The sequence below is a fragment of the Paenibacillus sp. RC67 genome (assembly GCF_030020805.1).
Lineage (GTDB): Bacteria > Bacillota > Bacilli > Paenibacillales > NBRC-103111 > Paenibacillus_S.
This window is the reverse complement of the sequence record NZ_CP125098.1, coordinates 6,483,543-6,509,748: the sequence shown is the minus strand read 5'-3', so window position 1 is coordinate 6,509,748 and position 26,206 is coordinate 6,483,543. Positions and strand designations below refer to the sequence as shown.

Genomic DNA, 26,206 nt, shown 5'->3' with positions numbered 1-26,206 from the left:
GTTAAGCGTTCTCAAAGTTACTACATATTCATGCTAGCAGTTTGTTTCCAGAAGGTCAAGAGATACTTGGTAGCACCGCCGTATCGGCAACGTTATCCTAAAAAGCAAATTTTCATCACCTAATGGTCAATATGAAGTATAAAGCTTCTTAAATAGATTCTCGGTCGTCCCGCAAAAATCGTCTGAAAAACTTGATTCATGCCGAACTTTTCCTTATGATTATGTAAAATCATTGAATATTGAGTGAGGGAATATGCTGCAAAAGAAATCGCAAAGACCGAGATCGGCGGTGCATTCCATCGTCGTCGCTTATTTCATCGTTATTTTTATCGTAACCATCCTGCTTATTTTACCTGTTAGTCTGAAGCCTGGAGTCACTATTACCTTTATGGACTCCTTATTCATCGCGGCGAGTGCGGTAAGCGTGACAGGGCTAACAACAGTCAGTACAGCAGATACATTCAGCCATTTTGGAACGGTTGTGCTGATGATCGCCTTTCAATTAGGCGGTATCGGAGTTATGGCGATGGGCAGCTTTTATTGGATTTTGTTTGGTAAACCGATAGGGCTATCTCAGCGTAAGCTGATGATGATTGATCAGAACCGGTATCATTTATCCGGCATGGTCCAGCTTATGAAGCTGATTATCGGAATGACGTTATTATTTGAAGGCGTAGGAACCGTCCTGTTCGGGTGCTACTTTTATTTTATGGGCTATTATAATTCGATATCTACGGCTATGTATCACGGGTTATTTCATTCTGTTTCATCCTATACGAACGCGGGATTTGACTTGTTCGGCAATTCACTGCTTGATTATTCTAGTGATGTGTTCGTTCAGACGCTCACCATGATGCTCATTGTGCTGGGGGCCATTGGTTTTCCAGTGCTTGCAGAGGTCAAGGAGTATTTGTTCGGAGGACATAAGAAGTTCCGTTTTACTTTGTACACCAAGGTTACGACAACAACCTATGCTATCTTGCTGCTGTTAGGTGCAGCGGGTGTATGTGTGACGGAGGGCTCGAATTATTTTGCAGGGATGCCTTGGTATGAGATGGTGCTGCATTCGTTATTCACTTCGGTAACGGCTCGCAGTGCAGGGCTTGCCACCATGAATCCGGCGGATATGACCGATGCCAGTCAACTGCTCGTGTCGATTATGATGTTTATCGGCGCCAGCCCATCGAGTATGGGTGGAGGTGTGCGAACGACGACGGTGGCTATTATCGTACTGATGATTATTACCTTCATGCGGGGAGAAGAGGAAATACGGGTATTTGGGCGTTCCGTACGTCGTGACGATATTACTAGAAGCTTCGTTTACTTTATGACAGGTGTACTGCTTGTTATAACGGGGACCTTCGTCATCCTTATATCGGAATCGCATAAAGTCAATCTGGTTTCCGTCATCTTCGAGATTTGCTCTGCCTTTGGAACCTGCGGTCTTTCGACAGGCATTACAAGCGATCTTTCCGCGGTGAGCAAGCTGACACTGATTATTTTGATGTATATAGGAAGAATTGGGATGACATTGTTCCTGACGACATTCACTCCGACCAAAGCCAAAGCGGATGTGCATTATCCGGAAGAGAGGCTTATTATCGGATAAAGATGTGAATTTAATAGGGTATGATGAACGGGAAGGGCCTAGTCCTTCCTTTTTCTCATGTCCCGCAATCTACTTGCTTAGATTTGAACTGCAGCAGGAGCAATAGAACGTCCAGTTCCTGACTAAGGGCAATCACTTCTTGATCGCAAAAATTGTTTTTTACGTTTACGAGCTCTACAAGCCTCGCCCTAAGTATCTCCACTTGTTCTGCTAAGTCCATGATCAATAAATCCCCTAACCTTCAAAAATCTTACATCCATTTTATCATGTTAACTATGCAATGGGAAATCAGGTATCCAAGGAGATAACCTAATTGGAATTATTACCATAAGTAGGATATCGGCATTTTTACGATTACATTTTACTTAAAAATTCACATTTGGTGAATATCCGATAAAAATAGATTAGTTTCCGTTATGTTCGACCCAGCCATTCCTTAATATAATGGAGCTTATATTCCTGAAAATGGATAAGATAAAGGGGGATTTGGTGTGGCAAAAGGTAAGTCCGCATTCAAAAAGTCAGGCTCTGTTCTGCTGGTAGCAGCGATTTTGACGACAGTACTTTCCGGCTGCGGAGGCAGCAAAGCCGAAGATGTTAAGTCGGATGCCAAAGTAAAAGTTGATCTTAATGAGCCGGTTACGTTAATTTTTAAATCGGATTTTGGTGATGACCAAGATGCGTTTGACAAAAAATATGGAAATAAAATTCGTGAGAAATTCACTAATGTAACGGTGAAATTTCTTCCTCGGGAGCAAGGAGTCGGCATCAATGAATTGATCACCTCCGGCGTATATCCGGATATTATGATTGGGAACACATCCAACATCGATTCATTCCTGATTAACCCGGGTTTAGCTTACGATATGCGAGAGCTAATCAAGAGCAATAACTATGATCTTAACCGTTTTGAAACTACGCTGATTGATCAAATGCGCAATACGAATCCTAACGGAGACATCTATGGGCTTCCCATGCCCTACGGCGGGATGCAGCTGATGTTCTATAACAAGGGATTATTCGATAAGTTCGGAGTTCCTTATCCGACGGACGGCATGACGTGGGACGAAGTATACGAAGTGGCCAAGAAAATGACTCGTGTTGACGGAGGCGTCGTATATAGAGGCTTTAGTTCGTTTATTGGCGCCGTACTTCGCGATAACCAATTATCCGTTCCTTACTTGGATCCAAAGGCAGATAAGTTGGGTGACACGGAAAAATGGAGGCGATTGCTTGAAAATCTGGGACGCTTTTATGAAATTCCGAACAACAACCGGGATCCTAAGAAAAGAAGCCAAACCGAGGAAGCGGGAGCGTTCAACAAAAATATGAACGTGGCTATGATGGTCAACCAATTCGGACAATATGCGGGTATTCCGCCTGAAGTGAATTGGGATATGGTATCGATTCCAACGTTTAAGGAAGCACCAGGGGTAGGTACGCAAATTAACTCTGCTTACTGGTTTATTACGAAGACGAATAAGCATAAGGAAATTTCGTTTGCTGTGATCTCGTACTTATTATCGGATGAAGTACAGGCGCTCGATGCGAAGCAGCTGGCGACCGTACCGTCGCTCAAGAACACGAACGACGCGTTCAAGACTCTTGGTCAGGACGTTCCAGAACTGAAAGGGAAGAATGTCAAGGCTTTGTTCTATCACAAGCCTGCTCCTACACCTCCTAAGCGTGCCGACGGGCTTATCGGGGCAGATCCGAACAAGCTGAAGGTGGCACTGGAAACGGCCTTTAACTCCTATACCTTAGACAGTGTCGATATCAATACGGTCCTTCGTCAGACGGAAGAAGCCGTACAGAAGCTGGTCGAGGAGAAGAAGAACAATCCTCCTGCAGGAAGTGAAAAGAAATAACGAAAAGAGCGCTACAACCCCTTAGGGAAGCAGCGCTCTTTTTTGACTTATACGTGATGCTGATAATCCAAGCTTTTAAGATGTACGTCTGCGGGTCAAATGAATGAACGTAATGGCAAGCGCCAGTACGAGCACCGTGCCTTTGATAATATCAAAAGCATAGTAGGGCAGGTTGAGCATGGTAAGACCATTCAACAGTACCCCGATCAGCACGGCACCGAAGAAGGTACCTATGACGTTAGGCTTGCCGGCTCCGAACACGGAGAAGCCGACAAAGACAGCCGCTACCGATTCCATCAGAAGCGGAGCTCCAGCATCAATCTGTCCTGAGCCGACGCGTGCGGCGAACAAGATACCGCCGATAGCTGCGAAGATGCCTGAGAGCACGTAGGCCAACGTCCGGACACGGCTAACCGATATACCAGAGAGGCGTGCAGCCTCTTTATTGCCTCCTGTTACATACAACTGACGACCCCAGCGGGTGTAAGTCAAGAAGACATGAACGACAATAACAGCGATGATCATTAGCAGCACTGGTACCGGAAGTCCGAACAGCTTGCCTTGTCCGATCCAAAGGAAGGATTCCGTGAACTTGCCGGGGGCTTTCGTACCATCCTGCATCTGCATGTTGTTATAGATGGAGAAGCCTTTCGTGTATGTCTTATGCACGCCGCCAATGATGTACATGACAGCTAGCGTAGCGAGCAAATCCGGTATTCGCACCTTGACGATCAGCAAAGCGTTCAATAACCCGATGACGGCGCCGATCAACAGAGGTACCGTTAATACGACGATAAGCGGAAGCTGATACCATACCATCATCGATGCGACAACAACGGTCGTTAGAGAAACGGTTGAGCCGACGGACAGATCGAAACCATCGACGATCTGTGAGAACGTCACTCCAATAGCGACGAAAGTAACGATAGAGATCGATCTGAGAATATCGGCCATATTATCGTAAGATAAGAAGTTTTCGTTAACGATAGAGAACACGACGATAACCGCCGCAATAATGATTAAAGCCCCATATTTGTATGAATAATCGAGCAGCTTGTCTTTCACTGTACCACAGCCTCCCCTGCACTGGCATAATACAAAATTTGCTCCTGTGTAGCTTCATCGCGCCGCAATTCCTTGACAATCTGCCCGTAGCTCATGACAAGAATCCGGTCGGCGATGCCTAATATTTCGGAGATTTCACACGACAAGTAAAGAATGCCCTTGCCTTCCTGAGCAAGGCGTCCGATAAGACGGAATATATCGCTCTTGGCGCCGACATCGACCCCTTTGGTCGGTTCGTCGAACAGATAAACCTGAGCATTGGTCGGAAGCCATTTGCCGACAGCGACCTTCTGCTGGTTGCCGCCGCTTAAATATTGAACCGTTTGCTCCATATTCGGCGGCTGAATGCCTAACTGCTTTATCATTTCTGCAGCATTGGATGCTTCTTTGGAACGTTGGACGAAGCCGAAGCTGCTGAACAGCTTCAGCAGCGGCAGAGACAAGTTATGCTTCACGGTCTGCTCCACCAGAATGCCCTGCTTACGCCGTTCCTCAGGAATGAGGGCAATGCCTTCCCGCACAGCGGCGGTAGGGCTAGCTAGCCTTACCTGCTTGCCTTGTATACGTATTTCGCCACGATCCATTGGATCGGCACCGAATAATACGCGGGACAGCTCGGTCTTGCCGGCTCCGACCAAGCCTACGACTCCGACGATCTCACCACGGTGCACCGTTAAGCTCACATCGCGAACCTTGGTCGAGAACGTAATGTTCTTGGCTTCAAGCAGCGGCTCCCCGATCGTCACCTGCACTTTGGGGAACTCTTCCTCAAAAGTTCTTCCGAGCATCTGCTCGATGACAGCCTGTGCATTCGTATCTGCCGCAGGTTGAGTGCTAATCCGTTTACCGTCTCGCATAACCGTCACTCGGTCACTAATACGAAACACTTCATTGAGTCGATGTGAGATGAAGATGCAGCCAACGTCTTCAGCTTTTAACCGTTCCATAATACGGAACAATTGATCGGCCTCTTCATTGCTCAGAGGAGCCGTGGGCTCATCGAAAATAATAAATTTAGCTTGCTGCGCCAATGCGCGAGCAATCAACACAAGCTGCTTCTGTGCGATACTGAGCTCTGCGACTTGACGCCGAACATCGATGGAAAGACCGATTTCGCGAAGGATACGGTCAGCTTCCTTATTCAGGCTGTTCCAGTTCACCCAGCCGCTGCCGCTGCGCCGTGTAATACGGTCCAGCATAATGTTCTCCGCTATCGTCAATCTCGACACCAATGCAGTGTCTACCTCTTGATACACGCATTGAATCCCGCTGCTCATAGCATCAATTGGACCATGGATCACAAGCGTCTTCCCGTCAATAGAGATTTCTCCTTCATCAGGGATGTAAGCACCGGCAAGCACTTTAATCAGTGTGCTTTTGCCAGCTCCGTTGGCTCCAAGCAGCGCGTGAATCTCACCGCCGCGCACTTCAAAGTCTACCTGCTGCAGCGCCTTAACACCAGGAAACGATTTGGATATCCGATTCATTTGCAGTAAGGCGTTAGCTTGGGACATTGTTCATCACACTCCTTATTTCAATGGAAAATCCCATCGGGACATTCCGATGGGATAAAGGACTATGGTTCATTGCCGGATTATTTCTTCGCAGGCTGTTTCTCAGCTTGCTTCAGCCAGTCAGTATAGCCTTGTTGGCTGTTGCCCCAGCCTTTGACATGCTCGCTCAGCTGAGCTGTGGAAATTTGTGTGCTTGGCAGTTGATCACGGGATACGAATACGGGATCCAGTACGATTTTATCCGGTGTTTGATCACCATGCAGCTTTTGATACAGGTAACGGACTTGAATACGTCCGATATCTTTAGGATCAACTGCTGCGGAAGCGATCCATGGGCTCTTTGTATCTTGAATCATTTGCAAATCTTCATCGCTCATATCGATACCGTACACTTTAATTTCAGTACGTCCTGCTTGTTGAATTGCGCGAGAAGCACCTTTAGCGAATTCATCCCATGCTGCCCAGACAGCGGTAATGTCGCCTTTGTTCGGGTACTTTTTCAAGATCGCTTCCATTTGAGATTGTGTATCCAAAGCTGTGTTTTGAGAAGCGGCACCAAACGCAGCGATTTCTTTAATATCTTTGTTTTTATCCATGAAATCTTTGTATGCGACTTGTCTGCGTTCCATTGGAGCGAAGCCTGCTACCCAAATTTTAACGATGTTACCTTTGCCACCGATGTCTTTGTTCATTTTGTCTAATGTCACTTCGGCCATTTTTTGGTCGCCTTGCTCAAGTACGGTTACGCCAGGTTTTTTAATATCGGCATCAAATGCGATAACTGGAATTTTTTTATCCAGTGCCTTTTGTACGCCTTGATCCAAAGCTTCAGCTGTTCCGTGGTCGATCAAAATACCGTCGAATTTTTGGTTGATTGCAGCATCCAGATGCGAGGACATTTTAGCCAAGTCACCGTCGGCTGTAAATACAGTAACTTTGCCGCCGAGCTTTTCAGCTTGTTCCTTCACGCCTTCTATGTACTGCGCGGAGAATGTACCCAGATTGATCTGCATAATCAATGCGATTTTTTTGTTCTCTAACGAGCTTCCGCCTGCATTGGCTGCTGAACCATTATCTGCCGGCTTTGCTTCTGGTTTGGCCCCGCACGCCGCCAAGCTGATTGCAAGAATCAGGACGAGTACGAGAGCTATGCTTTGTTTCAAGTGCTTCACGATAAAGTGCCTCCCCCGAAAAATTAAATATTTATAATTCCAATAAGATTACTTGGTGAATTTATTCTATCACTACACTATGAAAATAGCAATGATTTTTGCAGTGATTCGACAAAAAACGACTCAGCTAGTCCATATGTTAACACAGCTGTTAGGGAATGAGAATAACCAATTTTTGAGGGCATTGGTTCATTCGTATTCCTCATGCCATTTTTAGCCATATAGGAAAGTTTAAGCTGACTAAAGCATGATCGAAGTGAAGAACTTTCCTATTGTCGATAAAAACTTCCGCTAAACGCGGTCGTACATCTATGAAAGGACGTCGATAACGTTTTTCTCATAAAAAATGCTTTCCAATATAGTGACAACCGTGTGACAAAACAACTAGAATAGAGTTAATAGATAGGCTCTATTATCTACCGTTTCATATGCATGAGAAGCTGCAAAGCAGTCTAATTATCGTAACAAGTGTTTAATGTTTTTAATTTCCCAAGTGAATCCATTATAAGGCTGAAATGTCTTAGTGCTTATCTCTCAGGGGAGGGATCCGTTGATGTTTTGGAGAACGATTCGGTTCAGACGCCGTAGTGTTGTGCTGACGTGGCTGCTGTCTTACATGGCGGTGCTGTTGCTGCCTGTTCTTATTAGCATTATTGTGTATCAATCATCGAGCAAGACATTAGAGAGCGAGATCCACCAAGCGAACGATGCCTTGTTGAAGCAGGTTCGAGAGATAATGGATAACCAATTTCAGTCGATGGAGCGGCTCAGCTTTGAAATGACCTGGAATGTGAAGGTGCAGGATCTGCTGTACTCCAACAAATATCGTTTTCCGAACGATCAGCGGTACGACATGTTTCAGGTGACGCAGGATTTGAAGCTGTATAAATCATCGTATCCCTCTATAGATTATTTCTATATTTATTATGCGGCCGACGATATCCTACTGCTGCCTACGTTTACGAGAGCTTTGGGGCTAGGCTATGAGCTGCTGCATAAGGGCGGACCCTTAACGTATGATCAGTGGACCCGGATTTTACAGCAAAAAAATTATAAGGGCTTTATTCCTATGCCTTGGCTTGGGGAAGACGGAAGAATGAGGAAAACGGTTGCCTACGTAAGCACTTATGCGACAGACCCCGGAGAACAGCCGATTGGAGCCAACGTCATTTTGTTGGACCAGGCTCGCATTTTGGGAGCCATTGCTAACATGCAGTTTTACCGAGAAGGCCAGGTTCTGATTCTCAACAAGGATAATCAGGTGCTAGTGTCTAGCACGAACGATACACTGCCTGATGCATTTCCATACTCACAGCTGGAAGCCAATTCGGGACTTTTTTATTTCAATAATAAGGACGGGGAGAAGATGGAGGGATTTTATATCCACTCAGCCCGGTCGGAGTTGAAATACATCTCGATAGTTCCAAGCAAGCTGTATTGGAAAAAGGCGGAGCAGGTCCGCAACCTGACTTATATGAGCATCCTGATCAGTTTGTTGGGCGGTATTATGCTGACTTATTTCTTCTTGCGCAAAAATTATGTTCCTGTTCGTCAGCTCATGCAAGCCTTCGCGGGGAAAAGCGGAGTTTCCATGAGCGAAGGGGGCAATGAGTTCCATTATATCGAGCAATCGATTCAAAGCACTTTAAAAGAGATGGATAAGTTCACCGCACAAATGAGGCAGCAGCGGCAAGTGCTGAAATCGAATTTTATTGTGAAGCTGCTCAAGGGCAAGCTGGACAGTCAAGTTCCAATAGACGAAGCTTTAACTACTTATCACATGCAGCCGCTGTCGGGCAGCTTCGCCGTAATGCTGCTCTATGTAAAAGAAAGAGGACCGTTCTTCGAAAGGATCCAAGGGATGGAGACAGGAGATAAGCATATGCTCCTGCAGTTCATTATTTCGAATGTCGTGGAAGAGCTGGCTAACCGAGAGCATCGCGGCTATGTAGTGGAAATTGATGAGACGTTCGCTTGCTTGATCAATTTTAATTCTAAGAATGAGGAAGACCGATTAGATCAACTTCTCCAGATGGCAAGTGAAGCACAGGCTTTTTTACTGGATCGCTATCAGATTCATCTGACTTTATCGATCAGTGGCGTTCATGCTTCGTTGGAAGGGATATCTCAAGCCTATTCCGAGGCGCTTGATGCAATGGAATATAAGCTGGTAATGGGCAGCAGCGACATTCTGGCTTACCCTATGATTAGCAAAGAGACGGAGCAGGATGATAATATGGGCTATTATTATCCGTTATCGGTAGAGCAGCAATGGATGAATGCGATGAAAATCGGCGACCTGGATCGGGCTAAGCAGACATTAAGCGACATTATCGATCGGAATTTCAATCGTAATCCTGCCCTCTCGATACCTCTGGCCAAATGCCTGATGTTCAATTTGGCCAGCACGATGATCAAAACGACGCAAGAGATCGGGGACGGCCAAGGTCCGTTTCTTAGAAACAATCCTTTGTCGATCGAACGGCTGCTGCACTGTGAAACGGTGAAGGAAATGCAGGTCGAGCTTATCGGCATGCTGGAGAAGGTTTGTAAGTATACCTCGGACAAACGTCAGCAAAATATTCAGCAGGTTCGCCAGGATGCCCTGAAGGGGCTGGTCGATAACGTGGCCACTTTTATTGAGGAGCATTACCACGACGTGAACCTGAACATCACGATGATTGGCGAGCATATGGATATGAAGCCGGCATATGTTTCCAAACTGTTCAAGGATCAGACGGGTGGAGGTCTGCTGGATTGCATTAATAAGGTTCGTATTGAAAAAGCCAAAGCCATGATCCTGGAGCAAAAGAAAAGCATAACCGACGTCGCGGCTCTCGTCGGCTTTAACGATCCGAACGCTTTTATCCGCACTTTTAAAAAATACGAGGGTATCACTCCGGGTAAATTTAAGGAAACTTGGAGCGCATGAAGCCTGATTTGGAGCGACCCTTGCGGCAAAATGGTTCGCAAGAGGTCGCTATTTGGATAAATTGATGATTGATTTGGCTTTTTTGAGGATCGCCGAGTCACTATTGCTGATGAAAAATGCAAAATTGCATATATCTATTTGTAAGCGTTACCATTATGATCGGGTTAGGAGTTGCAACATATACCCTAATCGAAAAATGGGAGGTCACTAGCGATGAAAAAAAGAAGTAAACTCATCCCTATTGTAACGATCGCCACCATGATGAGCAGCTTGGCCGTAGCTTGTTCCAACCAATCTGCAGCACCCGCAGATAACAGCAAGGCACCACAAGGCAGTACCAGCACCACCGCTCCGGCAGCAACAGCAACCACTTATCCAATTAAGACGGATAAAACATTAACCTATTGGGCCGAAATTAACGGCAATACCGTAGGGATCAAGTCTGCTTTAGGGGATATGCCATTTTTCCAGGAATGGCAGAAAAAGACCGGCGTTCCACTCAAATTTTCATCTCCTGTTGTCAATCAGGCGAAGGAGGGCTTGAACGTTCTCCTGGCGTCAGGCGAGCTGCCGGATATGATTGAATACAACTGGCTGGATTTCCCGGGAGGTCCGGAGAAGGCCATTAAAGACGGATATATATTGAAACTGAATGATTTGATCGATAAAAATGCTCCGAACTTGAAGAAATATTTGAAGGAGCATCCGGATGTCGACAAAATGGTCAAAACGGATAACGGCAACTATTTTGCTTTTCCGTTCATCCGCGGCGATGAGTACTTGAAAGTGTTCCAAGGACCTATCGTGCGTAAAGACTGGCTCGATGAGCTTGGACTGCCTGTACCGACGACGATCGACGAATGGTATACCGTGTTGAAAGCGTTTAAGGAGAAAAAGGGAGCAGCGGCTCCACTATCCTTCTTCAGCGTTCCGCGTCCGCTTGAGCAAATTTATAACGGCGCCTTCATCGGTGCTTTCGGCATCAACCGTCTGTTCTACTCGGATAACGGTCAAATCAAGTTTGGTCCTGCACAGCCAGAGTACAAGGAGTTCCTGGCCACGTTCCGCAAATGGTACGCAGAAGGTCTAATCGATAAAAATATCGCGACGGTTGATAGCAAAACGTTAGATGCTAACCTGGCATCCAATGCAACCGGAGCAACGATCGGCAACACTGGCGGTGGTATTGGTAAATGGATGCCTATCCTAACAGCCAAAGACCCTAAAGCGAATCTGGTTGCTGCTCCTTATCCTGTATTGAAAAAAGGAGATACGGCGCGTTTCGGTCAAAAAGACCCTGCCTTCGCTCCAGGCGGAATGGTTGCTATCACAGCCAATTCCAAAAACGCGGATCTCGCCGCCAAGCTGCTTGACTATGGCTACAGTGACGAAGGACATATGTTCTTTAACTTCGGTACCGAAGGCGTCAGCTACAAGATGGAGAACGGCTATCCGAAATATACGGATCTGCTGATGAAAAACCCGGATAAACTGGCACCTTCCCAAGCCATGTCGCTTTACATCCGCGGTAACTATAACGGACCTTTTGTTCAAGATAAACGCTACATTGAGCAGTACTTAACCATGCAGCAGCAAAAAGATGCTATCCCTATTTGGCAAAAAACGGATGTAGACAAATACGCGCTGCCTCCGATTACGGCTACCCCTCAGGAAAGTACCGAGCTGGCTAAAATCATGACGGACGTCAACACATTGGTTGACGAAATGACACTCAAAATTATTCTTGGCTCTGAGCCGCTTGAAAACTTCGATAAATACATGGCGAAGCTCAAAACATTGAATTTGGATCGCGCTATTGAAATCGAGAAAGCCGCCTTGGATCGCTACAACAAACGCTAAATGGGATATAGCAGTGGGGCGGGGCTATTGTAGTCCCTCCCTTCTCGCGAACCATATAGCGGGTGTGCGCTCCGTCATGAGAGAGAGTTTGAGGGTAACGGACTTTGAGGAAGGAGGGGATTGCTATGGCCAAGACGATGGCTGTACAAACGACTGAACCTGCTGCTGCGCGCCGCCCGAGCTTTTCTTCCCGGGTTGTCAGAGATTTTTTACTTAATAAATATTTATATTTAATGATGGTGCCCGTTATCGTTTACTACGTTATTTTTCATTATACGCCGATGTACGGGGCCATCATTGCCTTTAAAGACTATACCCCAATGAAAGGCATTACGGGCAGCCCATGGGTCGGCCTGGACAATTTCAAAGATTTTTTCAGCAGCTATTATTTTTGGCGTATCCTGAAAAATACTCTTGTTATCAGCTTATATTCCTTATGCTTTGAGTTTCCGGCTCCTATCATTTTAGCTATTCTAATCAATGAAGTCCGTAATGCAGCATTCAAACGGGTCGTTCAATCCATTACGTACATGCCATACTTCATTTCGATGATTGTCATCTGCGGAATGATCAAGGATTTCACGAACAGCGGGGGCATCATCAATTCGATGTTTGCGTTATTCGGCGGAGACGGTCAGGCGATGCTGCAGAAACCGGAGATGTTCCGGGGCATCTACATCGTGTCGGAAATTTGGCAAAAAATCGGCTGGGAGTCGATCATTTATATTGCCGCATTAATGAGTATCGATCAGGAGCAGTATGAGGCTGCACGGATGGACGGAGCAGGGCGCTGGAAGCAGATCTTGCATATTACGCTACCAGGCATTATGCCAACCATTACGATCTTGTTCATTCTTCGTATGGGGAATTTGTTGAACGTCGGGTTCGAGAAAATTATTTTGCTGTACAACCCAGTTACTTACGATACGGCGGATGTTATCAATACGTTCGTATACCGGAAAGGCTTGCTCGAATTCGGCTGGAGCTACAGCGCAGCGGTCGGATTGTTCAATTCCGTCTTTAATTTGATTCTATTGATCTCAGCGAACTGGATCAGCCGCAAGGTCAATGAAAACAGCTTATGGTAAGGAGGAACCGCAATGAAACGAGATAACGACATATCGGAACGTATCTTTGATTGGTGCATCCACATTATACTGCTGCTGCTAGTTATCATCGCGCTGTATCCTCTGCTGCATGTGGCGTTTTCGTCCTTGAGTGACGCTAACCAGATCATTGCTCACCGAGGCATTCTGTGGAAACCTCTAGGCTTCAGCGTGGAAGCATATAAAAGCGTGTTCGAGAATCCGGATATTTTGAAAGGGTACGGCAATACATTGTTTATCGTTGTGGTAGGGGTCATCATCAATTTATTGGTTACATCCCTCGGTGCCTATGTACTCTCACGTAAAAATGTAATGTGGAATAAAGTATTCATCTTCGTCATCGTACTCACGATGTTTTTTAACGGCGGTATGATCCCATTGTATCTGGTCGTCAAAAATGTTGGTCTGATGAATTCCTTATGGGCGACAATCATTCCATTTGCGGTTAACACCTTCAATCTGATCATTATGCGTACGGCCTTCATGTCTGTTCCGGATAGTCTGGAGGAGTCCGCCAAGATCGATGGAGCCAATCACTTTACCATCCTGTTCAAAATTATTATCCCGCTCTCCATGCCGGTCATTGCCGTTATGATTCTGTATTATGCGGTAGAAAAATGGAACGGCTGGTTCTGGGCATCGTTATTTTTGAAGGATCGTGAGCTGTATCCGCTGCAACTTATTCTCCGGGAAATATTGCTTGCCAACTCGACGGACAGCATGGCATCTGGAGCTGCAGCAGCCGATAGGTTCCAAATTGGGGAGACAATCAAGTATGCGACCATCATGGTAGCCACGGTGCCGATCTTGTGCGTTTATCCATTCGTGCAAAAATACTTTGTCAAAGGCGTCATGGTGGGTGCTTTGAAGGGTTAACGCCAAAGTCTGCTGGCTGGCTTAACGCTAGTCGCGGCCTGTTTAACCGCACAATCATGTCTGAATTAAAAGATCGATAGTCTGTATCGGAATTATTCCGAGATGGGCGATACGGTCTTTTTTTTCGTTTTTAAGGGTTATGAGCAACCTTTTACCAGTACCCTTCGTCTGAAGGGTAACTCCGGAGTTGATGTAGAAGTAGTGTGAAGTAGGAAATAATAGGTATGACCCCATAAGCTTATTGAAGGAAAGGTGGATTTCATAATGAAAAAGTTTGTTACTCTCGTTTCTGCGGTTGCATTGCTGTGCAGCGTATCTGCCGGATCTGTGTATGCCTTTACCGACCTTGATTCGACGGAACAAGAGCCGATTACGGCACTTAAGGATAGAGGGATTGTAAGCGGTGTGGACAATCAGCATTTTGTTCCGCGCGGACAAATTAGCTACGCTCAAACCGTTAGTATGCTGGTCAAAGGTCTGAAGTTGAACCTCGATACGATCAAATTCGTTAAGAAGCCGGAAGCCTCTGACTATTTCACGAAAATCCCGAATGATGCTTGGTATGCAGAGGCTTTTGTTATTGCCAAGGTGAACGGGTTGGATATTCCGCAAGATGTAGATCCTAATGGTCCTATTACAAGGGAAAAGTATGCGAATCTGCTGAATGATGCGATGGATAAGAAAGCTCAGCTCCCGATGATTAAAATGGCGGTTATCCTTGCGGATGAGGATCAGGTTGCTCTTGAGTACAGGGTGGACATGCAGCGGATTTATCTGCTTAAAATCGCCAAGCTTGGCGAGGATCGCAAGGCATATCCGAAGCAGGAAATGACCCGTGGAGAAGCTGCAACTTGGCTGTACAACGGCATCAAGCTGGTGGAGGCTCACACAGCAAAACCTAACCCTCCTCAGCAAGCTGATATAACAGTCAATGTCGAGAAAGTGAGTGACGATGTGAACAAGGTGATCCTGTCTCGTGAAATGCCGAATCCAGGGTATGGATTGCGAATAACCGGAATTCGTTTTGAGACGGATGATACTGCGGTGATTCAATATGAAGTTGTGAATCCGAAACCAGATATGATGTATCCGCAGGTTATTACGAATGTGAAGGTAGAGACTTACGTCGCTTCCAAATACAAAGCGGTTGCGGAGCTTGTAGGAGCATCCATTCCAGGCTCTGACGGAACCACTGCCTCCTCAGAGACTGTGACGCCGGAAGCTGCGGCTGTTCAAGTTCAGTAATTTCTGATTATCACCCTATGTTCTGTATTGGCAAGTAGGCTTTGCGCCCACGAATGCTGATGCGGGCATAGGGTGTTTTGTTTGGGATATGCTAAGGTGTGGTAAAATAACCCTATAGAGGTTAGACACACTATGCGGTGAACGAGAGGAGCTGCTTTGAATGAACAAACAATATGTCGAGCTGGATGGATTTCGAATGGCTTATCAGGAGAAGGGACACGGTCAGACGGTTATACTGCTGCATGGCTTCTGCGGAAGCTCGTCCTACTGGGACAAGCTGCTTCCTCTGCTGCCTGACAACAGCAGATTTATTGTGCCTGATCAGCGCGGTCACGGAGATTCCGGTGCTCCTGAGGGAATCTACTCAATGGAGACTATCGCGGATGATATCGCTCAGTTGATTCAAAAGCTTGACTTGGGTAAAACAATCGTCCTTGGACATTCTTACGGAGGATACTCTACATTGGCCTTTGCTGAGCATTACCAGGAGCTGCTGGCCGGCTTCGGCTTGATCCATTCAACCGCATTTCCGGACAGCGAGGAAGGGAAGCAGGGACGTTTGAAGGGCCAAGGGACGATCAGGGACAAAGGGCTGCCAGTATTCATTGACGGCTTGATTCCGAAGCTGTTTGCGCCCGCGCATCTGCAATCGATGCCTGAAGCGGTTCAGGAAGCGATCCGCATTGGGAACGGGACAAGCCCAGAAGGGGCAATAAGCACCCTTGAGGGCATGAGGCTGCGGCCGGACCGTAATAAGGTGCTGGAGACTGCCCGGGTCCCGGTGCTGCTCGTCGCAGGCAAGCATGATCAGATTATTCCGGTGGAGCGTACGTTCACCGTGACTGGTGAGCGATTCACGCAGTGTCTGATCGAGGACGCCGGTCATATGAGTATGGTGGAGGCGCCGCAGAAGCTGGCCGATGCTATCGCCAGCTTTGTGGCTGAGGCGCAGTAAGACTAGAGAGACGGTCACTGGACTTCGCGTTAAACGCGAGTCCAGTGACCGTTTTTTTTGTCTGCTTTGCTCGTCAGTAGACGAGCAGGCAGATAGAGGAGTTGGAAGCGCTGGACATCTCAGCGTTAAATTTTGCGAGAGCAAGGATAGAGGGGAGTGCAGCCGCTTAACGCTGAAGAACCGCGTAAAAGTAGGTGAAACTCGCCTACCGCAGGCTGAGCCCAGGAGCAGTGTGCAAAAAAGCAGGGGTTCCTGGGCGCAACGCTAGCACCTGACGCCATCAGATCACGCTAGGCTTTAGAAGTCAACTTGCCGTGAGTCTGTCGATAAACCCATTTATTAAGAAGATGACGGATGACGTGAGGTGGGGTACCCCACCGGAGCACCATGTACACATCTAAAGCTTCATGGGTTTCTCGACAATCTGCGCCGTAACGATATCATTACGGCTGTTCCAGCGGCTCCACCCCGATAGTGAGCCCCGTATCGCCGGGGTCCTTCATGCCGATTCGGGTGATGAACCATCCCTTCCCACGGTCCGTGGAAAGCTGCTGGACCGTCACGACAGCCGAGCCCTGCTCATCGTACTCTACCGCCACGAGCCGATAGTCAAACGTGAATTGAACAGTATCCTCGTCCAACTCCAACGACTCTAAATTCTCAATGGCGCCCATATGAGGGCTGGAGCCTCCGGTCGTCCAAAAATACGACTCGAACTCGCTCTTCGTGTGCTCCTTTAAATCTGGAGAGAACACGGCGTACTGAAGAGCGCCATTTCTTGTTTGAATGCCTTTGATCCAAGTGTCCAGCGCCTCTCTGGGTGTAGTGGCACGAAGTCCATCCTGCAGACGATTAAGCTGGGTAGTAAGACTCGCCGAGTCTGGTAGTGTTACCCGAACTTCATTCGTTTCGGAGTCATAGGTCGCCGATCCTTTGAACTCTTTTGCTATAAGGTCGATAGGGGCGAGCACCGTGCCGTCTTCTACCTTTAACCCTAGATAACTGGAGAAAAATGGTACATCATTAATAAACAAGCGCATTTTCGATTCGGCATAAACAGAACTTGCAGCAGTTGACACTAAAACTACACAAAGCATTATTTTTGAAATCATATTCATGATAAGTTCTCCCTTCAATGAGCTATGTGTAGATTAAGACGCAGCAAGTGGAGTCCATGTCGCAATTGATTCGATTTTTTAAGAAAAAAGTTTCTTGCAGCGCCTTTCTATATTTTTTTCTTGCCATATTCGGTTTTATTATTATAATCAACTAAAGAGTGCTGTTGTCCGATAAAGCAGTGACGGATAAAAATGCCTCAGGTATTAATGCATTAACGCTAATACACTTGCAGTTATTGCCATAACGAGGCTAATAATCAGTTTTCAACATGGCACGTATGCAGGATCTTGTTAGTGGAACCAAGCATGACCCTACAACCAGAACATAAGAAGGTGCTTGTAATGCGTAAGCTCAGCCTTACTTTTAATTCGAATCAGCGGTTTTTACTTCGAAACGTATCGATTATCGTACTTGGCCTGTTTATTAACCAGCTGTTGCAGACCGTGGGAAGCATTGTTTTGGCGCGCGTATTGAACGACCCCAGTCAATTCGGTGAAATCAATTTGCTCCTGCAAATATTCGGGATGGTTACTTTATTTCTCAATGTAGGCTTTAACGCAGCCTTGGTGTACGGCTTTTCTACCGACAGGCAGGGAGCGGTGCAAAACAAGTTTCGGTTGGCGATGGTTGGAAGTGTATTTTTCGGTATCATCATCAGTATTATTCTATGCGCCTTATCGCCGCTACTTGCGCATACCTACCAGCTGCCTTCTCTTAAGGGAGCGTTGATTATAAGCTCGCTGATGCTGGTATTCAATTCGATCGTCAACGTCGGGGTATCATCATTTTCCGGAAATCGTGACTTTGGTACACAGGCTTTCTTTATGGTCATTACGACCATTTTCTCCACTTTGGGTATGGTGCTTGGTGTTTTGCTGCCGATAGGCCATAATCTGCTATGGGGAGTAGCTTTCTGGATGGGCGTCGGCTCTGTGCTGACGGCTCTTTGTATTTGCTGGAAAGCGGAAAAGGTGCATAAGCCCAAATGGCTGGGTGCCCTTTCTTTACCACAAATGCAGGAAATGTTGAAATACGGTGTTCCATTATGGGCAGGCAACATCGCCAAAGCGTTTCAGCAGCCTTTTCTCGTCATGGTCGTCGGGGCAAGCTCCGTTATAGCGGTAGGGCATTTGGCAAATGCATTTCGCATAACGGGATTTATCGGGATTGTTACATGGGCGTTCATGATCGTGACATTTCCTTTTGTAGCGGAGAGCTCCCGGGACTTGGCGGAAAGCAGACGCAGAGGCACATTATGTGTACGCTACAATAACATCATTTTATATCCGCTCACCTTGGCTATTTGTTTATATCCCGATCAAATCAACGGCTTCTTGTTCGGGTCAAGCTATACGACCGGGGATTCGGGCATGTATATCCGACTGCTTGCGCTGGGCGTTTTCTTTTCGTCCGTCGGCCGCTTGGGTGGCAATATTTTGGCGGGTATGGGAAAAACACGGGCTAACTTCTGGGTCATGATTGTGGCTGGAATTTTCGTCATTGCCATCGTTCCATTTGTAGCTGCCGGTAACCCGGTGCTGGCCGTATGGATCTATACAGGGGGTTGGGCCGTATCAGCGATTTCTATGATCTGGTTCTTCTTTCTTGAAGGATTCCGGCTGCACTGGTGGAAAGCTTATGGAGAGCCGTTGATACCAACGCTGGCGATGGGGGCTTTGATGGAAATCGGACGGTTTACAGGCCCTTTGTATACTTGGTTTATTATTGCTGGAGTGGTTGTTCTGCTCCTCCTGACTTATATGATAGAAAACGGCTGGTTGTCACTTCGCAAACTGCCATCGGCACGATTGGCCTCTGCTGCTCAGGATGAGCATAGATAGCCCCAATTATGAAGCGGATAAACGAAAAAGCTTCAATCAAGTCAAGGAGTGCCAAGTCGTAAAAACAAAAAGACAACGTTCCGATAATCGGGCGTTGTCTTTTTGTTTTGGGAAAATCTTCTAAGCTCATGATTATTGCAAGACCTATATGGATTATAATTTTTCGCTAAATAGTTAAATCATGTTTATTGATGTAATGCTCCGGCAGCGATACGTTAAAGGAAGTAGTTGGAATAGCAGGTGATACCTTACAGCATGATTCCATCTTGAAATCCGATAACGGGAGGTGATAGCGAGAATAGGTATTCATCCTGCTCGCCAGCAGCAATTCATACCCAAAGGAGGAATGGTTAAGAATGAGAATCATGAAAAGTAAATATGGCGCCTTACTGCTGAGCTTATCTTTACTCGTTGCTATGATGATGTTCAGTACGGCCTCGGCTGCAGCTTTGTTCAGCGATAATTTTGAGGACGGGAATGCCGACGGCTGGACGACGCAGAATGGAACCTGGTCCGTGGTGAAGGACGGAGGATCCTATGTGTATTACCAATCCAGTACAGATGAGGGACGCGCCTCGACAGGCAGTCAATCCTGGACAGATTACAGCGTGAGTACCGACGTGAAAGTAGACAACTGGAACGGCTCCAATCGGACTTATGTTGCAGGCCGGTATAAGGATGGCAACAATTTTTATGCGGCATCCTTGTATAACAGCAGCGGAGGAACACTTGAAATCCGTAAAAAAGTAAGCGGCTCTACCACAACTCTGGCTACAAAAACGAATTTCGGACTGGCGGCAGGTACATGGTATACGGTAAAACTTGAAATCATTGGAACTTCTATTAAAATGTATATTAACGGTACTTTGCAGCTTACTGCTACCGATTCCAGTTTAACTTCAGGCGGGATAGGGCTCGTTGCTTATAAAACGGTCGCCAAATTTGATAACGTTTCCGTTACGGACAGCGCGACAGCGACACCAACGCCAACGCCGACATCGACGGCAACACCAACGCCAACACCGACGCCACCTACATCAAGCACGCTTTATGTGGCTCCGAACGGAACAGACAGCAGCTCGGGTGCCATCGGCAGCCCGACTACATTGACTTCCGCTCTTACGCGCATAGCTCCGGGCGGTACGATTTATATGCGAGGGGGCACTTACGCTTACTCTACGCAAATTACGATTGATCGCAATAACAGCGGTACATCCAGCGCCAAGAAACAAATTTTCGCTTACGGCTCCGAAGTGCCTGTGCTTGATTTCTCCTCACAACCGTACAATGCTTCGGATGTTTCCCAGAACGCGAGAGGATTGCAAATCAACGGCAGCTACTGGTATGTCAAAGGACTGGAGATTAAAGGCTCGGCAGACAACGGTGTCTATGTTGCTGGCAACTATAATCGAATCGAAAACCTCGACATCCACCATAACAGAGATACCGGACTGCAGCTCGGCAGATACTCGTCTTCGGCTTCCAACAGTGAATGGCCTGCTTACAACGAGATCATTAACACGTATTCCCACGACAATTTTGACCACGATAACGGGGAGGATGCCGATGGATTTGCAGCGAAGCTGACGGTTGGGCCGGGCAATGTATTCGATGGTTGTATCTCGGCGTACAATACGGATGACGGCTGGGACCTGTACACCAAATCGGACACTGGCGCCATCAGTCCTGTAACCATCAAGAACAGTGTGGCGCATCATAACGGGCAAACTTCGAGCGGAAGCAGCACAAGCAACAGTGATGGAAACGGCTTTAAATTGGGCGGGGAAAAAATCGCCGTGAATCACATCGTCATCAACTCGGTTGCTTATTTGAATAAAAAGCATGGCTTCACGTACAATAGCAATCCCGGCTCGATTACGATGAAGAACAATACGTCCTACAGCAATGGTCAAAGCAATTTTGCGTTTGATTCCGGTACGCATCAGTTTACGAACAACTTATCCTATAAAGGCTCCTCCAGCGACAAAACGAGCGGTACGGATGTAAGCAGCTCCAACGTATGGTGGAAAAATAACAAAAGCACCAATGCCAAAGGCTTGATAGCAGCCGATGACGATTTTGTCAGCTTGACGCCGACATTAACCCGCAACGCAGACGGCTCGCCGAACCTAGGCAATTTCTTGAAGCTTGTTTCCGGCAGCGATATGAAGGGAGCCGGAACACCTAGCGGCACAGATATCGGCCGGAATTAATGTCTTACAGGCTGGGTAAATAAGAAGTATCAAAGCGTTCGGATGCGGTTGCAGCCTCGTCCGAACGTCTCCTTTTGCAACGAATAAGCGGCAATCAGGGAATACACTCGATAAATGGGGGGCGACGGCAATCAATTCTACATGGATCTACTGCATGCTCTTCATGCTGCTGTTTGGCTTGGTTTACCGTTATGGGATGCGAGGGAGAGCGATGCATTTGGAATCGGCTCTTTCAGGTCGCATTCTCACGGCGGTTCTTGGAATAGGCTTGGTTATTCGCATCGTTACAGCTTTTAGCGTGTATGGGTATGATGTCGATGTGAACACATTCAAGGCTTGGGCGGATCATGCCGCAGCCGCAGGACCCATGCGGTTTTATACGGGGGACATGTTCGTCGACTACCCGCCGGGATACATCTATGTCTTATATGCAATCGGCTTCCTTCGCAGCATGCTGCATTTATCCTGGGACTCGCCATGGGCTCTACTGCTGTTGAAAAGTCCTGCTATAGCGGCAGATCTGTTGACGTCCTATCTGATTGTTCGATGGGGAGCCCGCTATGCCGGCAGTATGATCGCTCTCGGAGCCTCCGTGCTGTATTTACTGAACCCAGCCATTATTGTCAACTCGGCAGGCTGGGGACAGGTCGATTCGGTATTTATGCTGTGGATGCTGATGTTCATGGAGGCGATTAGCAGGAACAGGCTGCGCCAGGCATCTGTCTTCTATGCTGTTGCTTTACTAATTAAGCCGCAAGCACTGTTGTTTGCTCCGCTATTACTGCTAGTGTTCATTCGCCGCGGCAGCTGGAAAGCTCTTCTTAACAGTTTTATGAGCGGCTTGGCCGTATTCAGCTTGCTGGCAGCGCCGTTTCTCGTTTTGAAGGGACCGCTGTGGATTTTTAGTCTATACTTTGGCACCCTTGCGTCATACCCCTATGCAAGCTTAAATGCTTATAATTTGATGACCTTGTTCGGGGGCAACTTTGCTCCGATGACGGATCAAGCGATGTTCCTTACCTATCAGACATGGAGTATTGTGCTGATGGCTTGCGTACTTCTGTATGCTGCATACTTATATCTCAAGAGCAGCAAGGACGAAACGCATTTTGCCGTTATAGCCGGTATTCTCATGACAGGGGCGTTCGTCGTTCTGACCAAAATGCATGAAAGGTACTTGTTTTATGCATTGCTGCTGTTGCTCATAGGCTTCGTTCAACTTCGTGACAAACGGCTGCTCTACGGCTTCGTTGGTTTGAGCTTGACCCATTTCATCAATGTGGATCAGGTGCTGCTCAACAGCCTTCATCAGTCGTACCATATCCCGGCGGACGATGTTGTTTTAACTGTGACCTCGCTGGCGAATGTCGGATTGGTCCTGTATCTGTGCAGATGGGGATGGCAAGCGATCGTGAAGCGTCAAGGCGGAATGGCTTTGGGCCAAGAGGAAGATGAGGCACGCAGAAGCTGCAGCGAAGCAAGAGCCCAGATCAGCGCGGCGTCGGAAGCAGAGGCCCGAGGCAAGGCTCGATGGCAGCTGCCGGAGCATAGACCGTTGAACTGGAAGAGAAAGGATACTCTGCTGCTGGGTGGTCTCATGCTGATTTATTCGGTATTGGCACTATACCATCTCGGTTCATTGAAAGCGCCGGAGACAGGGTGGCTGGCTTCCAAAGCGGGAGAGCAGGTGGTCCTCGATTTGGGAGAGAGCATGCCGATAGACCGGATCAACAGCTTCTCGGGAGTCGGGGACGGAAGCTTTACCTATGAGATCAGTGAAGACGGCCAAGCATGGTCCAGTCCTGTCCAGGTATCTAACGATATTGTCAAAGTATTTATGTGGCAGGTTGTTCCCATCGATCAAACGGGACGTTATATCAAGCTCACCGTTGAGCGCCCGTCCTTTACGCTTAACGAGCTTGCCGTTTACATATCAGGCAGTGAGACACCGACTCCCATCCTCTCCATTAAGGGGGAGAATATGGACCCGTCCAAGGCGAATACGGTTGGCCTGTTAGTGGATGAGCCAGCACAAGCTGCTTACCGGTCCACATTCATGAATGGAACCTACTTTGATGAAATTTATCACGCTCGCACCGCTTACGAGCATTTGCATCACTTGGAGCCGTATGAATGGACTCACCCGCCGCTCGGCAAATTGTTCATTTCTATCGGGATCATGATCTTCGGAATGAATCCGTTTGGCTGGCGTATCGTAGGTATGTTGTTCGGCATAGCGATGATTCCGCTTATGTACCTGCTTGGTAAGCGAATGTTCGGCAGGAGCGAGTATGCTTTTGTATCCGGCTTTTTGCTGACGGTGGACGGGCTCCATTTTGTACAAACGCGAATTGCTACTATTGATGTATATGGAGTCTTTTTTATCTTGCTGATGTTTTATTTCATGTATCGCTACGTTTCCACGAGAATGTTCTCGGAGGACTGGAGAAAGTCCCTGGTATTGCTTGCCCTTTGCGGTTTGTTCTTCGGCATTGGCGACGCCTCCAAGTGGATTGTTCTTTACGCGGGAAGCGGGCTGGCGCTCATCTTTTTCCTATGGCTGTTCTGGCATTATCGCGAGTATGCGATAGCAGGAAAAGGCTTGGCAGGCGGACTTCATTCGAACGAGAGGGAGCGGGACCAGTGGCTGCATATTCGAAATGTATTTAAGAGGCGGACTCTGATTACTTTGATCGTGTGCGTCGTGTTCTATATTGTAATCCCTGCTGGCATCTACATAATGTCCTATATCCCGTTCATGCTAGTACCCGGTCCGGGTCATGGCTTGGCTGAAGTATGGTCGTATCAGAAGCAAATGTTCGAATACCACAGTCAACTTAAAGGGACGCATCCGTTCAGCTCCTCTTGGTGGCAGTGGCCGGTTATGAGCAGGCCGGTATGGTATTACGGGGCTTCGGAGCTGCCGGCAGGGCAAATATCGAGCATTGTCGCTATTGGCAATCCTTTGGTTTGGTGGGTGGGATTTTTGGCCATCCTGATGTTTCTTTTCAACATGGTAAAGACCAGGAATGCGACGGTTATTTTTATCGTCATAGCCTTTTTCTCGCAATACATCCCTTGGATGTTCGTACCGCGTATGACGTTTATTTATCATTATTTCGGGATGGTGCCTTTCTCGATTTTGGCCATCACGTACTATTACAAGCAAATAAAAGAGAGCGATAAGGGAAAAATAGGCTGGCTATATACGTATTTGGCAGCGGCTGCCATTTGCTTCGTGTTGTTTTATCCGGTATTGTCGGGACTTGTAGTGGATCGGTCGTATGCCGAGCATATGCTGAAATGGTTTCCGCAATGGCAGTTTTTCTAGAAGCACGCCGAATCCCTGTCTACACTCCATAACTGAAATGAGGGACCTCTATGCAGGAGAACATACGGTATTCCATTATCGTTCCTATGTTTAACGAGCAGGAAGTGATTGCGGAAACGTATCGAAGGCTTAAGCAGATCATGGATACGCTTCATGAGAGCTATGAGCTGCTGTTTGTCAATGACGGGAGCAAAGATCGGACAGCCGATATTGTGAGGGAGTTGTGCCGTGAGGATGCAAATGTGCGTCTTTTGAATTTTGCCCGCAATTTCGGCCATCAGGTTGCTATCACAGCAGGAATGGATCATGCGCAAGGCCAGGCCATCGTCGTCATTGATGCAGATCTGCAAGACCCTCCTGAGGTTATTTTGGAAATGATCGGCAAGTGGAAGCAGGGATACGACGTTGTGTACGGCAAACGGCTGGAGCGCAAGGGGGAAACCGCGTTTAAGAAATGGAGCGCTCATCTGTTCTACCGGCTGCTGAAATCAATGACAAGCGTTGATATCCCGGTGGATGCAGGCGATTTTCGCTTAATTGACCGCAAGGTCTGCGATGTCATGAAGTCTATGACGGAAAGAAACCGCTATGTGCGTGGCCTCGTCAGCTGGACCGGCTTTAAGCAGACCTTTGTGGAATATACGAGAGAGGAACGCTGGGCAGGGGTTACCAAATATCCGCTTCGCAAAATGCTCCGTTTCGCTATTGATGCCATCGCTTCTTTTTCCTATAAGCCGCTGAAGGCTGCGGCCTACTTGGGGTTTACTCTGTCTGCTGTAAGCTTTATTTATATCCTGATCGTGGTCTATCAAAAGCTGTTCACGGATACAACCATTACCGGCTGGGCTTCGACCGTGGCGATTAATTTGTTTTTTAACGGGATTATGCTGATCATCCTTGGGATTATGGGGGAATACATCGGGCGTATTTACGATGAAACGAAAGGGAGACCGCTGTATATTATTTGGGAACGGGCGGGGTACGAAGAGGAGCGTGAGCAAGAACGGAAGACCCGCTCGGAGCAAGAGGATCATCATGAAGCTATCCGATAAGTCCGTCCGAATGATCGGCCAACTGATGAAGTTTAATTTGATAGGAATCGTGAATACGGCCGTAGACCTCTCCGTCTTCCTGGTCCTGTATTCCGTATGCGGAATTTCGAGTTACGCAGCCCATAGTATCGCTTATTTGGCCGGTACACTGAACAGTTTTTATTGGAATCGGCGTTGGACCTTTCGACAGCAGGCAAGGAGCGGAACAGGCGGCAAAACATTTTTGCGATTCATCATACTAAACGGAATGACCCTGGCACTATCTACCCTGGGATTGGTACTGCTTACCCGATACGGGCATATGGACGCGGTGTGGGCCAAGCTTACTGTGACGGTTGGCACGATGGTGGTTAATTTCTGCGTGAGCCGGATGTGGGTCTTCACCCAAGTAACTGAGAGGAGGTGAGACAGAAGAAGGAAGGAACAGGTCTGTTCTTTCATTGGCTTC

At 47.3% G+C, this 26,206-nt stretch carries 17 protein-coding genes and 2 pseudogenes; 14 read left to right on the top strand and 5 right to left on the bottom strand.

Annotated features, from left to right (window positions below):
- Window positions 1-253: 253 nt before the first annotated feature.
- A complete protein-coding gene (locus QMA13_RS29485; RefSeq protein ID WP_282937216.1) occupies window positions 254-1,609 on the top strand; it encodes a TrkH family potassium uptake protein in 1,356 nt (451 codons plus the stop codon).
- 55 nt (window positions 1,610-1,664) lie between these two features.
- Here the strand turns inward: QMA13_RS29485 and QMA13_RS29480 are convergent, their stop codons facing one another.
- Window positions 1,665-1,829 (bottom strand): aspartyl-phosphate phosphatase Spo0E family protein, encoded by a 165-nt coding sequence (locus tag QMA13_RS29480; protein WP_282937215.1) that lies wholly within the window; start codon window positions 1,827-1,829, stop codon window positions 1,665-1,667.
- 271 nt (window positions 1,830-2,100) lie between these two features.
- Between QMA13_RS29480 and QMA13_RS29475 the strand changes: the two genes are divergently transcribed.
- Window positions 2,101-3,477, top strand: coding sequence for an ABC transporter substrate-binding protein (locus QMA13_RS29475; protein WP_282937214.1), 1,377 nt, complete (start codon window positions 2,101-2,103; stop codon window positions 3,475-3,477).
- A 75-nt stretch (window positions 3,478-3,552) separates the two neighbouring features.
- On the opposite strand, the gene QMA13_RS29470 is transcribed toward QMA13_RS29475, so the two are convergent.
- The 3 genes from QMA13_RS29470 to QMA13_RS29460 form a co-directional block, all read right to left on the bottom strand.
- Window positions 3,553-4,542, bottom strand: a complete 990-nt coding sequence (locus tag QMA13_RS29470; RefSeq protein ID WP_282937213.1) for an ABC transporter permease — start codon at window positions 4,540-4,542, stop codon at window positions 3,553-3,555.
- On the bottom strand, window positions 4,539-6,056 hold the full coding sequence (locus QMA13_RS29465) for a sugar ABC transporter ATP-binding protein (protein WP_282937212.1): 1,518 nt from the start codon (window positions 6,054-6,056) through the stop codon (window positions 4,539-4,541). The genes QMA13_RS29470 and QMA13_RS29465 overlap by 4 nt, the downstream gene beginning before the upstream one ends.
- Window positions 6,057-6,136: 80 nt before the next feature.
- Window positions 6,137-7,228 (bottom strand): sugar ABC transporter substrate-binding protein, encoded by a 1,092-nt coding sequence (locus QMA13_RS29460; RefSeq protein ID WP_282937211.1) that lies wholly within the window; start codon window positions 7,226-7,228, stop codon window positions 6,137-6,139.
- A gap of 553 nt (window positions 7,229-7,781) precedes the next feature.
- Here QMA13_RS29460 and QMA13_RS29455 point away from each other — a divergent pair.
- The 6 genes from QMA13_RS29455 to QMA13_RS29430 all read left to right on the top strand — a co-directional run bounded on the left by QMA13_RS29455 (window position 7,782) and on the right by QMA13_RS29430 (window position 16,202).
- The gene (locus QMA13_RS29455; protein WP_282937210.1) at window positions 7,782-10,160 is read left to right on the top strand and encodes a helix-turn-helix domain-containing protein; all 2,379 of its coding nucleotides are present in this window, start codon (window positions 7,782-7,784) and stop codon (window positions 10,158-10,160) included.
- Window positions 10,161-10,373: 213 nt separating this feature from the next.
- Window positions 10,374-12,020, top strand: a complete 1,647-nt coding sequence (locus QMA13_RS29450; protein WP_282937209.1) for a type 2 periplasmic-binding domain-containing protein — start codon at window positions 10,374-10,376, stop codon at window positions 12,018-12,020.
- A 125-nt stretch (window positions 12,021-12,145) separates the two neighbouring features.
- Window positions 12,146-13,108 carry an ABC transporter permease gene (locus QMA13_RS29445; protein ID WP_481858049.1) on the top strand — a complete coding sequence of 321 codons (963 nt, stop codon included), beginning with the start codon at window positions 12,146-12,148 and terminating at the stop codon, window positions 13,106-13,108.
- Window positions 13,109-13,120: 12 nt separating this feature from the next.
- Window positions 13,121-14,002 carry a carbohydrate ABC transporter permease gene (locus tag QMA13_RS29440; RefSeq protein ID WP_282937208.1) on the top strand — a complete coding sequence of 294 codons (882 nt, stop codon included), beginning with the start codon at window positions 13,121-13,123 and terminating at the stop codon, window positions 14,000-14,002.
- 264 nt (window positions 14,003-14,266) lie between these two features.
- Window positions 14,267-15,247: an S-layer homology domain-containing protein gene (locus QMA13_RS29435; RefSeq protein WP_282937207.1), complete on the top strand. Its 981-nt coding sequence runs from the start codon at window positions 14,267-14,269 to the stop codon at window positions 15,245-15,247.
- Between the two features lie 160 nt (window positions 15,248-15,407).
- Window positions 15,408-16,202: an alpha/beta fold hydrolase gene (locus QMA13_RS29430; RefSeq protein ID WP_282937206.1), complete on the top strand. Its 795-nt coding sequence runs from the start codon at window positions 15,408-15,410 to the stop codon at window positions 16,200-16,202.
- Window positions 16,203-16,645: 443 nt separating this feature from the next.
- Here QMA13_RS29430 and QMA13_RS29425 read toward each other — a convergent pair whose 3' ends face one another.
- Window positions 16,646-17,320: a hypothetical protein gene (locus QMA13_RS29425; RefSeq protein ID WP_282937205.1), complete on the bottom strand. Its 675-nt coding sequence runs from the start codon at window positions 17,318-17,320 to the stop codon at window positions 16,646-16,648.
- Window positions 17,321-17,662: 342 nt separating this feature from the next.
- Here QMA13_RS29425 and QMA13_RS29420 point away from each other — a divergent pair, with 342 nt between their 5' ends.
- The 6 genes and pseudogenes from QMA13_RS29420 (at window position 17,663) to QMA13_RS29395 (ending at window position 26,164) form a co-directional block, all read left to right on the top strand.
- Entirely contained in the window at window positions 17,663-19,162 is a 1,500-nt protein-coding gene (locus QMA13_RS29420; protein WP_282937204.1) for an oligosaccharide flippase family protein, read from the top strand.
- Window positions 19,163-19,518: 356 nt separating this feature from the next.
- Window positions 19,519-20,112, top strand: a pseudogene (locus tag QMA13_RS29415) (3-keto-alpha-glucoside-1,2-lyase-like domain-containing protein); the annotation flags it as partial.
- Window positions 20,113-20,205: 93 nt separating this feature from the next.
- Window positions 20,206-21,375, top strand: a pseudogene (locus QMA13_RS29410) (right-handed parallel beta-helix repeat-containing protein); the annotation flags it as partial.
- Between the two features lie 154 nt (window positions 21,376-21,529).
- Window positions 21,530-24,706, top strand: a complete 3,177-nt coding sequence (locus QMA13_RS29405) for a glycosyltransferase family 39 protein (protein WP_282937203.1) — start codon at window positions 21,530-21,532, stop codon at window positions 24,704-24,706.
- A gap of 50 nt (window positions 24,707-24,756) precedes the next feature.
- Window positions 24,757-25,758 (top strand): glycosyltransferase family 2 protein, encoded by a 1,002-nt coding sequence (locus QMA13_RS29400; RefSeq protein ID WP_282937202.1) that lies wholly within the window; start codon window positions 24,757-24,759, stop codon window positions 25,756-25,758.
- Window positions 25,742-26,164, top strand: coding sequence for a GtrA family protein (locus QMA13_RS29395; RefSeq protein ID WP_282937201.1), 423 nt, complete (start codon window positions 25,742-25,744; stop codon window positions 26,162-26,164). Before QMA13_RS29400 ends, QMA13_RS29395 begins: the two co-directional genes overlap by 17 nt.
- Window positions 26,165-26,206: the final 42 nt, after the last annotated feature.

Coding starts and splice junctions, on each gene's coding strand:
- QMA13_RS29480 (WP_282937215.1), bottom strand. CDS start 1,829: ATGGACTTAGCAGAACAAGTGGAGATACTTAGGGCGAGGCTTGTAGAG.
- QMA13_RS29400 (WP_282937202.1), top strand. CDS start 24,757: ATGCAGGAGAACATACGGTATTCCATTATCGTTCCTATGTTTAACGAG.
- QMA13_RS29430 (WP_282937206.1), top strand. CDS start 15,408: ATGAACAAACAATATGTCGAGCTGGATGGATTTCGAATGGCTTATCAG.
- QMA13_RS29455 (WP_282937210.1), top strand. CDS start 7,782: ATGTTTTGGAGAACGATTCGGTTCAGACGCCGTAGTGTTGTGCTGACG.
- QMA13_RS29440 (WP_282937208.1), top strand. CDS start 13,121: ATGAAACGAGATAACGACATATCGGAACGTATCTTTGATTGGTGCATC.
- QMA13_RS29485 (WP_282937216.1), top strand. CDS start 254: ATGCTGCAAAAGAAATCGCAAAGACCGAGATCGGCGGTGCATTCCATC.
- QMA13_RS29420 (WP_282937204.1), top strand. CDS start 17,663: ATGCGTAAGCTCAGCCTTACTTTTAATTCGAATCAGCGGTTTTTACTT.
- QMA13_RS29465 (WP_282937212.1), bottom strand. CDS start 6,056: ATGTCCCAAGCTAACGCCTTACTGCAAATGAATCGGATATCCAAATCG.
- QMA13_RS29450 (WP_282937209.1), top strand. CDS start 10,374: ATGAAAAAAAGAAGTAAACTCATCCCTATTGTAACGATCGCCACCATG.
- QMA13_RS29435 (WP_282937207.1), top strand. CDS start 14,267: ATGAAAAAGTTTGTTACTCTCGTTTCTGCGGTTGCATTGCTGTGCAGC.
- QMA13_RS29445 (WP_481858049.1), top strand. CDS start 12,146: ATGGCCAAGACGATGGCTGTACAAACGACTGAACCTGCTGCTGCGCGC.
- QMA13_RS29425 (WP_282937205.1), bottom strand. CDS start 17,320: ATGAATATGATTTCAAAAATAATGCTTTGTGTAGTTTTAGTGTCAACT.
- QMA13_RS29405 (WP_282937203.1), top strand. CDS start 21,530: ATGCTCTTCATGCTGCTGTTTGGCTTGGTTTACCGTTATGGGATGCGA.
- QMA13_RS29395 (WP_282937201.1), top strand. CDS start 25,742: ATGAAGCTATCCGATAAGTCCGTCCGAATGATCGGCCAACTGATGAAG.